Raw genomic sequence first — 14,231 nt, 5'->3', positions numbered from 1 at the left:
GTAAACGGCTACCATGCGACGCTAAATGGAAATGTGTGCTGCGTTATGATCCCGGACCAGTGGCGACCTGGGATGACTGCACATATTGAGTGGGAAGTTGATCCTAACCCCGCTGAAAATATAAAGAAAAAAACAAAAGGATTTGGATACGATCCTGCGGCATATGCTAAGCATAAGGCCAAATACCTTCGCTATAGTGCTGATGTTCCCATTCCGCAATATAAGGAGAGTGCGGGCATTAACGTCCATTTTCTCCCCTGTCATCAGGTGAAAATTTATGCGGGTATCGCTGGCTATGGGGCAGATGTGTATCCCATTAAAGAGCCGATGAATATGAAGGAACCCGCAACATGTCAGAAATAAAAGCGTCTGGCAGGGCTATTAGCCAACGAGTGAAATTATGTGTGCCAGATAGCCGCAGGGCACAAGTTATACCATTCACCAGGCAAAAAGCGCAGGGAGGAAGGGTGAACAGAATAAAATGGATTATCCGTGGCATTGCTTTATTTGTGTCAGTGTTGTTATCGGGATGTTCGCACTCCCAGGCTGGCGAGTCGAGCGCAGGGAATATTAGAGGATACAACCATGTTGCCGGGCAGAACGTTAACTGGTTTTCAGTAAACGGCTACCATGCGACGCTAAATGGAAATGTGTGCTGCGTTATGATCCCGGACCAGTGGCGACCTGGGATGACTGCACATATTGAGTGGGAGGTTGATCCTAACGCGGATGAAAAAATTCCAAGACTGAAAATGGGGGTTGGTTTTGAACCAATGGCCTTAGCTCAGCACGAGGCCAAATACCAGCACTTCAGCGCTGATGTTCCCATTCCGCAATATAAGGAGAGTGCGGGCATTAACGTCCATTTTCTTCCTTGCCATCAGGTAAAAATTTATGCGGGTGTAGCCGGCTACGGTGCCTATTCCTACCCAATTAAAGAGCCGATGAATATGCAGGAGCCCGCAACATGTCAGAAATAAAAGCGTCTGCCTGGGTTCCTCCGTCATTCCCTTTGAGTGGGCGTTTACCTGGGGCGCAAAAAGACGTACTGGATAATTATCTAAAGCAGCGTAGAGAAGAAGATGAATACCTTAATGCCTTCAATGAGCAAACAGGACGGCGAAATGGAGCTGGTTTTACTTGCGCAAGAAGCCTGCATATCAGTTTCTTTTTTGATGGTACGGGGAATAACGAGAATAACGATACCAAACGTGCAAACCCGATTCATCCAACCAATATTGCAAAGCTGTTTCACGCCGCATATCCACCCGGTGCTGAAAGTGATGGTTATTTCTCTTATTACATGCCCGGAGTAGGGACCGCTTTCCCGGAGATAGGTGAAATGGACTACAGCGACGCCGGGTTAAAATATGCCACGGGCGGAGAAAACCGTATTAACTGGGCGTTGCTTATGCTGGCAGATGCCTTAATGTTCTCGCTCTCGAAAAAAGAGAAGCGCATTACAGCCCTTGAAGCAAAAGGGAAGCTGTCTGGAATGGCCGCCCGCTGGCCTTTAAGCGGCGATACCAATCGCAAGGCGGTATTCTATGAATTTCTGAATGCAGAAATGCGTGCCAAAGCCCAGGATGAAACCGCCAAACCCAAGATCCTCAAAATAAAGCTGTTTATCTATGGGTTTTCCCGCGGTGCAGCCGAAGCCCGAACTTTTGTTAACTGGCTGACAGAATTGTTTGAAACGCCAGAAGAGGCGGATAAACCTGAACAGTCAATTCTGGGGATCCCTCTGAGCATTGAATTTTTTGGGCTCCTGGATACCGTACCTTCTGTTGGCGTAGCCCATATGGCTCCCATGTGCGACGGGCATATGGGATGGGCGGATGGCACGCAGCAGTTACCCGATGACGCACGTTTTCCTAACCTGATTAAGTGCTGCCGGCACTTTGTATCAGCCCATGAACAGCGCCTCTGTTTTCCTCTGGATTCCGTTCGCCGCCCAGAGGGCATCTATCCGCCGACCACGATGGAAGTGGTTTATCCCGGTGTGCATTCCGATATTGGCGGTGGCTACCCACCGGGCGAACAGGGAAAGGGAATGGCTGATGAAGCTGATCCCAATAACCCTGGAAAGGTTTTATCGCAGATCGTGTTGCATGATATTTATTCTGCAGCATTCAAGGCTGGAGCACCTTTAACGGTGCTGAAGGAAACAATTCCAGACTCATTGCTTCAGAAGACACCTTCACGAGTAATGGCAACTGATACCTATAAGCAATTCGCAGTAGATAAGGTACTCATCCAACGCTTCAACGCCTGGCGGCAGACCATCATTGCCGAAAAACCAGCGGATGCTAAAACCGATAGCGTCTACGGCTACCATCCGCATCGTCTCAGCCAGTCACTGGAAGATGCCGTTATCGAACAAATCGGTTGGATCACTGCCTGGCGTATTGGGCGTTATGCTTTCCGGAGCTATGCCACCCAGCCGTTTTATCTGGGGGCGCCCGAGCGTACCAAAGAGGAGCTGGAGCAAGATGAGAAAATGCGTGACGCTCGACAGAGCGAGATAGACAAAATCCGCAACGCAGCAAAACAAAACGCTAAATCAGCACCTTCTGCGTCGGCGGATCAGGCCGGCTGGCCTGCCTTTGAACCCACCATTGATAAGACGGAACTCCGCGAGGCAGCAGAAGAGTTTCGTAGCGACTACCTGGACGAATTTCGCCCGCAGAACGGGTGGGAGTTCGCTATCCACACGATCCCCAAATATGCCGTCTGGCTGATCAACACGGATGATGAGCAGGCCGAGCACGATCGGATCAAAGGCGATGGCGACCGTTTATACGGCAGATTATTTACGTCAAAACAGGGAGATGTCGTAACCGAGCCCGCGATGGCGCAGGTTGTTGCGCTGTTTGATGAGCAGATACATGATTCCCGCGCCTGGTTTATGTATTCCACGCTCGGCACTCGTGAACCCTGGGGAAGCTATTTCTTTTATCGTTCAATCTACTTTGGTCCCCAGAGCAATAAGGATCAGTATCTGCTCTCCGTGGCGGGGCAATTACTGGGGGTTGCCATTATTGCCGCTGGCGCGACCTATACCATCAAACACAAATCCCTTAAAGGCATCGGCGTTGCGGCAGGCGTTTACGGTATGGAGCGCATCATTATTAATAATGCGACAGGTAAACCGGTTCCTCTGCTTGATAACGCCGCAGAGCTCTTTAAACCCACGCGGGATCCGGGCTTGCTGGTGGCGCAGGCCAGCCATCAGACCATCGCCACACGGCACCAAACCATGATGGCTTCGGCAATTGATATGCTCAAAGAAGCAGGAGCTAAAGTGGTATGAGCCTGAAAAAGCTAATTCGCGTAGGGGATATGCTCAGGGAACACGGCGGCGAAGTGCTGAGCGGCCGCTATGAGGCCTTCGGCAAACCGGTGGCCTGCGTGGGGGATCAAGCCCGTTGTAATAAGCATGGCATGACCACTATCGCCCAGGGAGCGCCGGGCAGCACGGTTAATGGCAAAGCGGTAGCGCTCGACGGGCACCAATGCGCCTGCGGTTGTACGCTGGTCAGTTCACTGAGCGCGATGGACGTACATGGATGATTTTCCCGCCACGTTACCCTGACTATGCCGAACTTCATCCCGTCTGTTGGCGGCGATGGTGGATTGCGCTGCCGGTGATGTTGTTCCTGGCGGCACTGGCGACGATGTTGCTGTGGCCGGAAGGCAAACCCACCCGAACGCTCTCCTTCTGGTTCTGGAGCGTGGGATGTCCGTTGAGCGTCTGGCTGGTTGCCGTCGCGCTGCGCTGGTTGGTCTGGCTTCAGTCCGTTTCGAACCGCGAAACGCACCGGGAGGCGATCGCATCAACCGTCGAGGCCTGGTGGCGATACCGTTCGCGTATGTTACCCGTAGAAGCCGTGATGCTGATGACGGCAGTAGGCGATAAAGAGTCTGACCATCAGGCGCTGTTGTTGCAACCGCTTCCGGCAACTCCCGGTGCGGTCGAAGATCCGCAGGGTAACGCGCGACTGTATTGCCCGAAGGTGCTGGGGCTGGGAGGTAGGGAAAGCCGGTCTGTTCTGCTGTCCCGCTCTCTCGCCCGTCTGGTGTTGGCGCGTTTGCGCGAGGCTGATGAAGCCCGGCCAATACAGGTGTTTTGCTGGCTGGGAGATGAGCAGAGCCTGGCCGCGTTCAGCCAGGCGCTGGAATTCGATGGCATTCGCCTGCCGGAAGATGCGCTTCATCTGCAAAGCGCTGCCGAACTGGACAACGTTATTGATGCCATGCCCGCCGATGAACAGGCGATGCTGCTTTGCGCAGGGGCCGGGGAGGCAACACCGTCAGCGGAATACGCCGCCTCGGAAGCGGGTTTTGCCTGGCTGTGCGGACACCGGACGGCAGCTTTGATGACGCGCAGCGAAATACTCCAGCCTGAGACGGGGGAAACGCCGACTCAACTGACGGAACAGCTTAGTCGCTATGCCGGCCTGCACGGTGTGCCTGACGGGATGCTAGCCGCCGATTCATCCGCAATGGATACCCTTTTGCCGTCCGGCTGGTCAGCCGTCGATTACGTTCTGATGCCGTGGTTGGGGCAGGCCGGGCCGGTTACGCCTTTTGTGATGCAGTCCCTGGCCTTGCTGTCAGCCCTTCAGGGGAAGTCCTGCGGCTGGACGACAACATTTACGGAATCCCAATTTATTACAGGAGTTTGCGTTCCCCGTGGAAACCTCGCGCACTGAGCCTCGTCATTCCTTATTTTGGCTTGTGACTGGCTACATCATCACTATCACCCTGCTGGTTACTCTCGGGGCGCTGTTGTATTACTTCGCTGGCAGCAGTGTCGATCTGCCGGCGCTGCTGCCGGGCCAGATAATCTTCCGCGCTTGCCTCGTCTGGATGGTATTGGTGTGGTTTTGCGCCCCGTTTATTCTTGCCTGGAAAGCCCTGGTCAGACTGAAAGCCCGGGAAGCGACGGGGGAGACCAACAACAAGACCACGCGCGCGCCGGAAAACCAGTTGGTAAAAGACATTACCACGCAGATGCGCTTCCAGTATGGCCGTCTCTGGCGGCGTAAAGTTCGTATTCTGCTGATGGTCGGCGAGGAAAGTAATGTAGAGCAGGCCGTTCCTGGCCTGACCACGCAACTCTGGGTTGAAGGCCACCGAACCGTGCTGTTGTGGCAGGGGAATCCGGTTGATGAACCCGATGTCTCAGCCCTGAAAGCGCTGCGTAAAATTCGCCGTCGTCTGGCAGATGCGATGGTCTGGGTGGTGAATGCTGAAACTGAACTGACTCACGATATAAGGGATACTGCGGCGCGCCAACTGCGAAAGCAGTATCACGCGCTCGGCTGGGAAGTACCGCTATGGTTGTGGGAGATCCACTCGTTCGAGTGGGAGCAACCTGGCTTACCCGCGCAGGGCATTGGATTCCTGGTCGCGGCGGGCGATAAGGCTGAAGATTTTAGTGATTCCATGAATCAACTGGAAAGCGCACTGTTGCGTCAGGGGAGGCAGCAGATCATTAATAATCGAAAGCACTCCTTTCTGCTAGAGCTGGCGCAATATTTGCGCGAGGGGGGGAACGCTCGCCTGACGCAGACTCTGTCACAGCTGGGGGAAGGAGCCATGGCGCTGTCGCTGGCCGGGATGGCATTCAGCCCTGTGACAACGTCCGGAAATGCTTCTCTTCGCCATGCCTGGCTGCCGGGTAACATGTGGCTGGATTTACTCGCACAACGCTGGCGTAAACCTGGAGCGACGGGAGCATCGTGGCATAAAAGCTTAAAGCTAATTAGCACCTGTTTGCTGACGTTCTGGCTGGCGGCCTGTTTTTTCTCCTGGGTTGCTAACGAACGTCTGATGCAGGCCGACCATGCGCTGGCCTTGAATGCTGTCAATACCCGCCAGCCTTTAGCGAAGCAACTGCTGGCGTTGTACCAGCTGCAGCATGAAATTGAACGCCTGCAACACCGCAAGCTGTACGGCGCGCCGTGGTATATGCGCATGGGCCTTAGCCGAAACAATGACGTCCTCGACGCGCTCTGGCCGTACTGGCGGCAGGCGGCGATGCCGCTACTGCGGGATGCGTCAGCGCAGCATCTGTCCGCGCTGATGAACAGCTGGCGCAATCTGCCGCCTGACGATCCGCAGCGAGCTTCACAGTCGAAAGTGATGTATGACCAGCTTCGTGCCTATCTGATGCTTTCCCGCCCGGATAAAGCCGAACCGGCCTTCTTCAGTTCGACGGTGATGCAATTCTGGCCGCAGCGCGAGGGTGTGCAGGATGGCACATGGCGAGCGGTTGGTAACAGCATGCTGGCGTTTATGATGCAGAACCTTCCGGCACACATGGAATGGAGAATCATGCCGGATATGCGTCTGGTCAGCGGCATGCGCTCGGCCCTGCTTCGCCAGATTGGCGCCAGTCATGCAGAATCCACTCGCTATCAGAAGATGCTTGAGCAGGTATCCCGTGATTATGCGGATATGTCGCTGAGTGCCATGGTCAATGGTTCGGACAGCAGCCAATTGTTCAGCACTGATATTACCGTACCCGGCGTATTTACGCGCAAGGCCTGGGAGGAAGAAGTTCAGCCCGCCATCGAGAAACTGGCGAAATCACGGCGGGAAGAAATTGACTGGGTGCTCAGCGATGCCCAGCATTCCAGCGATGCCACCAGCACGGTTTCCCCGGATACGCTGAAAGCCCGGCTGACGGCGCGCTATTTCTCTGATTATTCCGGAGCGTGGCTTAAATTCCTCAACAGCCTGCAATGGCATCAGGCAGGCAGCCTATCGGAGTCAATTGATCAACTGACTCTGCTGGCTGATGTGCGGCAGTCACCGCTGATTGCGTTGATGAATACTCTCAGAGTGCAGGGGCGTGCCGGGCAGATCGGAGGCGATCTGACGGACTCCCTGGTGAGTTCAGCGAAAAATTTGATCCACAGTGAAAAAGCGAATGCTGCCATGCGGCACTCCGGAAATGAGGCGCACGGGCCACTGGATGCGACCTTTGGTCCGCTGTTGTTACTGTCGGACGGGGATGGCTCACAGAATAGCCTGAGCCTGCAAACCTTCCTCACCCGCATTACCCGTGTTCGCCTGCGGCTTCAGCAGGTGACGAACGCGCCTGACCCACAGGCGATGATGCAGTCACTGGCGCTGACGGTGTTTCAGGGTAAGGCGGTTGATCTGACAGATACCCGCGACTACGGCAGTCTGATCGCCGCGAGTCTCGGTCAGGAGTGGAGCGGTTTCGGCCAGACGGTTTTTGTGCAGCCGATGATCCAGGCCTGGGAGCAGGTACTCTCCCCAACCTCGCAGAGCCTTAACAGCCAGTGGCAAAGCGATATCGTGACGCCGTGGAATGCGTCGTTCGCGGACCGCTATCCATTTACCGACCGTCAGAGTGAGGCTTCACTGGCTGAGCTGGCGCGGTTTATGCGAATGGACACCGGGCGTATTGCGCAGTTTATCCAAACCCGCCTCGGTGGCCTGCTGCGTCTTGAAGGAGATAAGTGGGTGCCGGACGCAATGAACAGTCAGGGCCTGACCTTCAATCCGGCGTTTCTGGACGCTCTCAACCGCCTGACTCGTGTAGGGAATGTCGCCTTTGCGCATGGCGACGTGTCGCTGCATTTCCAACTGATGGCGAAGCCGTCCCGCGATGTGGTCGAATCAGACCTGATTGTGGACAGACAGAAACTTCAATATTTCAACCAGGAAGAAAGCTGGCAAACGCTGAGCTGGCCGGATAACCGCTGGCAACCCCAGACCACGCTGACATGGCGCACTATCAAAACCGGCACACGTCTTTATTCCGATGAGCCGGGAAGCTGGGGGTTCATTCGCCTGCTGGATAAAGCGTTGGTCACTGAGCTGGGTGACAACCTGTACCGCGTGGTCTGGGTAACGCCGGATGGTGTGGCGCTGAACTACCAGCTGCGTACGGAGCTGGGGAAAGGGCCGCTGTCACTACTAGACCTGCGCGGGTTTGTGCTGCCATCACAGATTTTCTCGTCCGGTGGCGCTGCTGATGCGGGAATCCGCCCTGGAGGTGAACAATGAACATCCGGCCATTCCGTCGTTTGTGGTTATGCCTGCCACTATTGCTGCTGAGTAGCTGTGGCCTGTACCAGAAAACAAAGCAGGGTACACAGAGCGTAGCGAAAGCGATTTTCTATCGCCAGGTTGAGACGCTACACCTGACCATTACCGCCCGAGGTGCCATTAACGCGGATGACGCGCAGCAGGCGATGCCGCTGCGTATCCGCGTCCTGCAACTGAATGACCGCAAGACCTTTGATAACACGGAATACACCGACCTGCTGACACAGCCGGATTTGGTGCTGAAGGAATCGCTGCTGACACAGCGCCAGCTGAGTGTTTATCCGGGTCAGACAGTCAACCTCGATATTCCAATGGATGAAAAAGCGCAGTTTGTGGCGGTGGTCGGGCTGTTCCGCAAGCCGGACAGAACCCGTGGCACCTGGAAGCAGGTGCTGAGCCGCGACTTACTTGACCCGGATGAGCCGCGCGTCATTGAAGTAAGGGATAACACCCTGTTTTTACGACCACTGCGATAGAAATCCGTCAAACACAAGGCAGGAGCCATAACGTGACGCTGTATGACATCAAACCTAAGTTTCAAAATTTACTTCGACCCACCGTCGTCAGGCTGCATGCCATAGGTGCGACGGCAAACCAGGTAACACTATTGGCAATGCTGGCCTCGGTTCTGCTCGGCAGCGTACTGATGTGTTTCCCGAAACCGCTGTTTTTTATCTCATTGCCGATCTTCTTATTTTTCCGTATGGCGCTGAATGCTATCGACGGCATGTTAGCGCGGGAATTTAACCAGCAGTCCAGGCTTGGGGCCATTCTCAATGAGGTAGGCGACATTATCGCTGATGCTGCACTCTATCTCGCGTTTGCTTTTTTGACCGGAGTTACTCCGTGGTTGGTTGTGCTGGTGGTACTGCTGTCGTGGCTGACAGAGTTTTGCGGAATCACTGCCCAGACCCTGACGGGTAGCCGAAATTATCGTGGCCCGATGGGTAAAAGTGACCGTGCCTTTGTTCTGGGGGCTTTGGGTCTGTTTATCGCGCTTTGGCCGCAGTACATCATCGTCGCCAATATTGTCTTTGGTATCTCGGCTGTGCTGCTGGCCTGGACCTCAATCAACCGCTGTCGCAGTGCGCTGGAGGTCACCAATGCCTGATTCCCTGCACACGTTGTATTACTGCCTTGGTGGGATCTTCAGCGTTTTAGTACTGGCGACCGCCATTATCTTCGTCTTAAAAAAGTGCCGCCCACAGCGTGACTGGCTGGAACTCCAGCAGCGGATCAACAGCTGGTGGGTCATCGTTGGCTTATTTTCGCTGGCGATGCTTTCGCCTAAAGGGCTGGCACTCACCTTCTTCGGATTTCTCAGCTTCCTGTCACTGAAGGAATATCTGACGCTGGCCCCGACACGCCGCTCTGACAGCGTGCCGTTGCTGTGGATGTATGCCGCGATCCCGGTGCAATATATCTGGGTGGGGATGTCGTGGTACGGCATGTTTATTATATTCATCCCGATTTACATTTTCTTATTCCTGCCTGCTCGCATGGTGCTCGTTGGCGATACTAAAGGGTTCTTACACTCTGCCTCCGTCATGCACTGGGGCATGATGACAACGGTCTTTGCTTTAAGCCACGTCGCGTTCCTGATGATGTTGCCAGGCGTGGATATCAAAGCGGGCGCACTGCTGGTTATATTCCTGGTCGCGACCACTGAGATTAACGATATTGCGCAATATCTGTGGGGAAAATCATTGGGCAAAATCAAGGTCACGCCGAAGGTTAGCCCGAATAAAACGCTGGCCGGATTGCTGGGCGGCGTGCTGACCACCACGCTGCTGGCGGCCATTTTCGGCCCGCTGCTGACGCCGATGAACTGGATCCACTCGCTGGGTGCCGGGGTAATTATCGGCCTGAGCGGGTTCTGCGGCGATGTGGTGATGTCGGCCATCAAGCGTGATTTTGGTGTGAAAGACTCCGGTAAATTGCTCCCGGGGCACGGCGGCATCCTTGACCGTCTGGATTCGCTGATTTACACCGCGCCGCTGTTTTTCCACTTCTATTACTACTTCTATGTATAAGGGGCGCAGATGAACCGTTTTCTGCGCTGGATCTTTACGTTGTGTATTGCGTACCCCGTGGTCTGGATATGGCTGGGCGTTCGCGTGTCAGGCCGCAAAAAGCTGCCTGTGGAAGGCCCGGCGATTATCGTGGCGAACCACAACAGCCATCTGGATGTGCTGACGTTGTTCACGCTGTTTCCACTTTCAACACTGGTGAACGTGCAGCCCGTGGCGGCGGCAGACTATTTCCTGCGAAACAAAGTGATTGGCTGGTTTGCACTGAAGGTCATCGGCATCATTCCTGTTTATCGTGGAGCCCATCAGGCCAATCCGCTGCAGGCTTGCGTCGATGCACTAGCAGCAAAGAAAATTGTGATTATTTTCCCTGAAGGCACGCGCGGCGAGCCGGGGAAATTCGCAGAGATCAAATCCGGCATCTGGCATTTAAGCCAGCAGTGTCCGGAGGTGCCGATTATACCCGTCTACATGCACGGTCTGGAGCGCTCAATGGGCAAAGGGCAGAAAATCCCCGTACCGTTTTTTATCGACATCTTTATCGACGAACCGCTGTTTTACGACGCGGATAAAGTCACTTTTAAACAATCGTTATTCACTCGTTTCGTCACATTACAACAGCAGGTGACAAGGAAAATCACATGAGTCAGGAAGCTCGTTTATTTAAGGAAAGTACATTCGCAACCAGCGATGGAGAGTCGCTCTATTTTCGCCACTGGCCTGCAACGGAAGGCAACGGTAAGAAAGTGATCGTGCTGTTTCACCGCGGGCATGAACATTCCGGGCGTCTGCAGCACATTGTCGATGAGCTGGATATGCCCGATACGCATTTTTACGCCTGGGATGCTCGCGGTCACGGTCAATCGCCGGGCGATCGTGGTTACAGCCCGAGCCTGGCTCGCTCTGTTCTGGACGTGGATGAGTTTGTGCGTTTTGTGGCGAAGGACGCGCAGGTCAGCCTTGAGGATATCGTAGTGATTGCGCAGAGCGTGGGGGCGGTACTGGTCTCTACCTGGGTTCACGACTATGCGCCGAAAATTCGGGGGATGGTGCTGGCTTCTCCGGCCTTTAAGGTCAAACTGTATGTGCCGTTCGCCCGAACGGGCCTTGGGTTGATGCAGCGGATCCGTGGCCTGTTCTACGTCAACTCCTACGTGAAAGGGAAATTCCTTACCCACGATCCGGAGCGTGTTGCCAGTTTTGAACAGGATAAACTCATCACACGGGCAATCGCGGTGAACATTCTTCTCGATCTCTACAAAACGGCTGAGCGCATTGTGTCCGACTCTGCCGCCATTACGCTGCCGACCCAATTACTTATCTCTGGCGATGATTTTGTCGTGCATGCGAAGCCGCAAAAACATTTCTACGCCGGTCTGCGAAGTTCTATCAAAGAGCAGCATATTTTACCCGGTTTCTATCACGATACGCTGGGTGAAAAAGACAGGGCTATGGCCTTCGATAAAATGAAAACCTTTATCGACAAACTCTATGCGGTAAAACCTTACACTTTCGATTACAGCCATGAAGACCAGTGGAGCCCGAGTGCCGACGCGTACCGCGAACTGCAGGCACCGCCAAAAGCACTCTCGCTGGAGGGGATGTTCTATTCCTCAATGAGCTATGGCATGAAAACAATCGGCAGACTGTCAAATGGGATGCGTCTGGGCTACGAGACGGGTTTTGATTCCGGCAGTACGCTGGATTATGTGTACCGTAACTATCCGGAAGGCAAAGGTATTCTGGGGCGTATGATTGACCGACACTACCTGAGCAGTATTGGCTGGCAGGGGATCCGGGTACGAAAAGTCAATATTCAGCAGGTCATAGAGCAGGCTGTCGCCCGGCTGAAAGAGAGTGATATGCCGGTACGTGTAGTGGATATCGCAGCCGGACACGGTCGCTATGTGCTCGACGCGCTGGAGAAACATCAGGATATCGAAAGTATCCTGCTGCGTGATTACAGCGACCTGAACGTTGAGAAAGGCCAGACCATGATTGAAGGGCGAGGGTTAAGCCATGTCGCTCAGTTCAAAAAGGGCAATGCTTTTGACTATGACTCTCTCGCTACACTTGGGCCAGCTCCTACACTGGGGATCGTTTCCGGGCTATATGAACTCTTCCCGGATAACGCCTTAATCAAAGCCTCGCTCGCCGGGCTGGCTGCGGCAATACCGCCTGGTGGCATGCTGGTCTACACCGGGCAGCCGTGGCATCCGCAGTTAAAAACTATCGCTTATACCTTAACCAGCCACCAGAACGGCATTCCGTGGATGATGCGTGTGCGCACGCAGAAAGAGATGGATACGCTGGTGGAGCAGGCGGGCTTCGAGAAATGCCACCAGGTGATTGATGAGTTTGGTATTTTCACCGTCTCGCTGGCCGTGAGAAAGCAGCATGGCTGAGTCCGCGCTTATACAGAACAATGCCAGCCTCTGGAAACTGGGGCTGTGCTGGCTGGTGTTGTTGGGACCGCTGTTTTTCTTCAGCTATGGACAGGTGAATCAGTTCACGGCTACACGTCCTGATGTGGGAAGCATGGTCCTCGGGTGGGAACATGTTATCCCGTTTATGCCCTGGACCATCGTACCTTACTGGAGTATTGACCTACTGTATGGCATTTCGCTGTTTATCTGTACTTCAAAGCAGGAGCTGACCCGTCACGGTTGTCGGCTGCTTGCCGCATCACTTATTGCCTGCGTCGGCTTTCTCCTGTTTCCGCTGAAATTCACTTTCATGCGCCCAGAAACGCAGGGGATGTTTGGCTGGCTGTTTCAACAGCTCGAACAGTTTGATTTGCCTTATAACCAGGCTCCGTCGTTGCATATCATCCTGACATGGCTGTTGTGGCTGCGTTTTCGTCAGCATCTGGGGAAGGGTGCAAAGCTGCTTTCCAGTGCGTGGTTTTTGCTGATAGCGGTATCTGTGCTTACCACCTGGCAGCACCATTTCATCGATGTCGTTAGCGGGTTTGTGGTCGGCGTGGTGATTAGCTATGCCATTCCGGTTGAAGGCCACTGGCGGTGGAAGCGCCCATCAGCACACGCCGTACGGCTCGCAGCGAAATATGGTGCTGGTGGAATAGTGTTTTTGTTGGCGGGTTTGTGGATCCCCCACGGCTTCATTTTGCTGTGGCTTGCAGCGGCATTATTGATGGTGGCGGCGGGCTATACCGGGCTCGGGGTGTCGGTGTTTCAGAAAAATAATCACGGCGATTTATCCCTTTCTGCCCGCTGGATGTTGTTCCCCTATTTAGCCGGGACATGGCTTTCAAAACAATGGTTTTCCCGACGGATATCTCTGAGCAACGTTGTTTATGACGGCGTGGCATTGGGTCGCTTTCCGGATAGAACCATGACGCAGGCCGCCGTTTTCGATCTGACGGCTGAATTTCATAAGGGCCGCCGCAAAGCAGATCACTGGGAGGCTTACCCGCTGATGGATTTGGTGGTGCCGGGCGTCCGGGACATCCACCAGGCCGTGATGAAGCTCAGTCAACTGCAGCAAGAACATGAAAGTGTGCTGGTATGCTGTGCCTTAGGCTTATCCCGCAGTGCAACGGTTGTTGCGGCCTGGCTGCTAAGTGAAGGGCTCGCCGGGTCGGTCACGCAGGCCGTGGCGTTAATCAAATCCCGGCGGCCTCAGGTGGTGCTTACGCCCGCCCATCTTCAGGTTCTGGAAACATTCAGCAAGGAGCTGCAATGTCAGATATCACTAAGACCAAACAAATAATGCACATTCATCTGTCGAGCTGGCGCTACTTTGCTGCCCTGACGCTGCCACCTTTGGTGTTGATCTTTAACCTGTTGTTTTCACTCGATTGCGTGTTGCTAATGGGACTCTTTTTGCTGACCCATTATTACTGTTGGCGTATATGGCTGGATGAACGACTTTTTCAGCTCATTGAGAGTGAAAGCGATCTCGCTGAATTTGATAATGGTATGGCGCATTTGTGGGCCAAAAAGACGGGTAACACTCGTACGCTGGCTGAACGTTGGCGTGGGGCGAGAAACCTTTTTTACCGGGCCATGTTCTCGCTAATGGCGCTGTGGGTCGCCTCACTGTGCACAGTCCTTTACCAGTCTTTTACGTTGGTGGATTAACCAGCCT

The 14,231-nt window shown here is 54.2% G+C and carries 13 protein-coding genes; all 13 read left to right on the top strand.

Annotated features, from left to right (window positions below; translation table 11 throughout):
• The coding region (locus tag PGR10_RS17745; protein ID WP_430923858.1) for a DUF3304 domain-containing protein at positions 1-363 on the top strand (363 nt) is incomplete at its 5' end.
• Positions 351-980 carry a DUF3304 domain-containing protein gene (locus tag PGR10_RS17740; RefSeq protein WP_430923857.1) on the top strand — a complete coding sequence of 210 codons (630 nt, stop codon included), beginning with the start codon at positions 351-353 and terminating at the stop codon, positions 978-980. The genes PGR10_RS17745 and PGR10_RS17740, both read left to right, overlap by 13 nt.
• The gene (locus tag PGR10_RS17735; RefSeq protein WP_430923856.1) at positions 968-3,313 is read left to right on the top strand and encodes a T6SS phospholipase effector Tle1-like catalytic domain-containing protein; all 2,346 of its coding nucleotides are present in this window, start codon (positions 968-970) and stop codon (positions 3,311-3,313) included. Before PGR10_RS17740 ends, PGR10_RS17735 begins: the two co-directional genes overlap by 13 nt.
• Positions 3,314-3,315: 2 nt before the next feature.
• On the top strand, positions 3,316-3,573 hold the full coding sequence (locus tag PGR10_RS17730) for a PAAR domain-containing protein (protein ID WP_316425297.1): 258 nt from the start codon (positions 3,316-3,318) through the stop codon (positions 3,571-3,573).
• A complete protein-coding gene (locus PGR10_RS17725) occupies positions 3,570-4,715 on the top strand; it encodes a hypothetical protein (protein ID WP_430923855.1) in 1,146 nt (381 codons plus the stop codon). Before PGR10_RS17730 ends, PGR10_RS17725 begins: the two co-directional genes overlap by 4 nt.
• Positions 4,696-8,049 (top strand): ImcF-related family protein, encoded by a 3,354-nt coding sequence (locus PGR10_RS17720; RefSeq protein ID WP_430923854.1) that lies wholly within the window; start codon positions 4,696-4,698, stop codon positions 8,047-8,049. The genes PGR10_RS17725 and PGR10_RS17720 overlap by 20 nt, the downstream gene beginning before the upstream one ends.
• On the top strand, positions 8,046-8,567 hold the full coding sequence (tssJ, locus tag PGR10_RS17715; protein WP_316425250.1) for a type VI secretion system lipoprotein TssJ: 522 nt from the start codon (positions 8,046-8,048) through the stop codon (positions 8,565-8,567). The genes PGR10_RS17720 and tssJ overlap by 4 nt, the downstream gene beginning before the upstream one ends.
• Positions 8,568-8,599: 32 nt before the next feature.
• A complete protein-coding gene (locus PGR10_RS17710) occupies positions 8,600-9,202 on the top strand; it encodes a CDP-alcohol phosphatidyltransferase family protein (RefSeq protein WP_316425251.1) in 603 nt (200 codons plus the stop codon).
• The gene (locus PGR10_RS17705) at positions 9,195-10,124 is read left to right on the top strand and encodes a phosphatidate cytidylyltransferase (RefSeq protein ID WP_316425252.1); all 930 of its coding nucleotides are present in this window, start codon (positions 9,195-9,197) and stop codon (positions 10,122-10,124) included. Before PGR10_RS17710 ends, PGR10_RS17705 begins: the two co-directional genes overlap by 8 nt.
• Positions 10,125-10,133: 9 nt before the next feature.
• Positions 10,134-10,766 (top strand): lysophospholipid acyltransferase family protein, encoded by a 633-nt coding sequence (locus PGR10_RS17700; protein WP_430914464.1) that lies wholly within the window; start codon positions 10,134-10,136, stop codon positions 10,764-10,766.
• Positions 10,763-12,526 carry a bifunctional alpha/beta hydrolase/class I SAM-dependent methyltransferase gene (locus tag PGR10_RS17695; RefSeq protein ID WP_430923853.1) on the top strand — a complete coding sequence of 588 codons (1,764 nt, stop codon included), beginning with the start codon at positions 10,763-10,765 and terminating at the stop codon, positions 12,524-12,526. The genes PGR10_RS17700 and PGR10_RS17695 overlap by 4 nt, the downstream gene beginning before the upstream one ends.
• On the top strand, positions 12,519-13,853 hold the full coding sequence (locus PGR10_RS17690; RefSeq protein WP_430923852.1) for a phosphatase PAP2/dual specificity phosphatase family protein: 1,335 nt from the start codon (positions 12,519-12,521) through the stop codon (positions 13,851-13,853). Before PGR10_RS17695 ends, PGR10_RS17690 begins: the two co-directional genes overlap by 8 nt.
• Positions 13,823-14,224 (top strand): hypothetical protein, encoded by a 402-nt coding sequence (locus tag PGR10_RS17685; protein ID WP_430923851.1) that lies wholly within the window; start codon positions 13,823-13,825, stop codon positions 14,222-14,224. Before PGR10_RS17690 ends, PGR10_RS17685 begins: the two co-directional genes overlap by 31 nt.
• The last annotated feature ends 7 nt before the right edge of the window (positions 14,225-14,231 follow it).

Source organism: Klebsiella sp. 141198 (assembly GCF_050600785.1).
GTDB classification, from domain to species: Bacteria; Pseudomonadota; Gammaproteobacteria; order Enterobacterales; family Enterobacteriaceae; genus Klebsiella; species Klebsiella aerogenes.
This window is presented reverse-complemented; position numbering and strand designations above follow the sequence as displayed.

Bases quoted from the DNA above. Each gene is read 5' to 3' on its own strand.
- PGR10_RS17690 (WP_430923852.1), top strand. From the start codon at position 12,519: ATGGCTGAGTCCGCGCTTATACAGAACAATGCCAGCCTCTGGAAACTG.
- PGR10_RS17700 (WP_430914464.1), top strand. From the start codon at position 10,134: ATGAACCGTTTTCTGCGCTGGATCTTTACGTTGTGTATTGCGTACCCC.
- PGR10_RS17705 (WP_316425252.1), top strand. From the start codon at position 9,195: ATGCCTGATTCCCTGCACACGTTGTATTACTGCCTTGGTGGGATCTTC.
- PGR10_RS17685 (WP_430923851.1), top strand. From the start codon at position 13,823: ATGTCAGATATCACTAAGACCAAACAAATAATGCACATTCATCTGTCG.
- tssJ (WP_316425250.1), top strand. From the start codon at position 8,046: ATGAACATCCGGCCATTCCGTCGTTTGTGGTTATGCCTGCCACTATTG.
- PGR10_RS17725 (WP_430923855.1), top strand. From the start codon at position 3,570: ATGATTTTCCCGCCACGTTACCCTGACTATGCCGAACTTCATCCCGTC.
- PGR10_RS17740 (WP_430923857.1), top strand. From the start codon at position 351: ATGTCAGAAATAAAAGCGTCTGGCAGGGCTATTAGCCAACGAGTGAAA.
- PGR10_RS17735 (WP_430923856.1), top strand. From the start codon at position 968: ATGTCAGAAATAAAAGCGTCTGCCTGGGTTCCTCCGTCATTCCCTTTG.
- PGR10_RS17695 (WP_430923853.1), top strand. From the start codon at position 10,763: ATGAGTCAGGAAGCTCGTTTATTTAAGGAAAGTACATTCGCAACCAGC.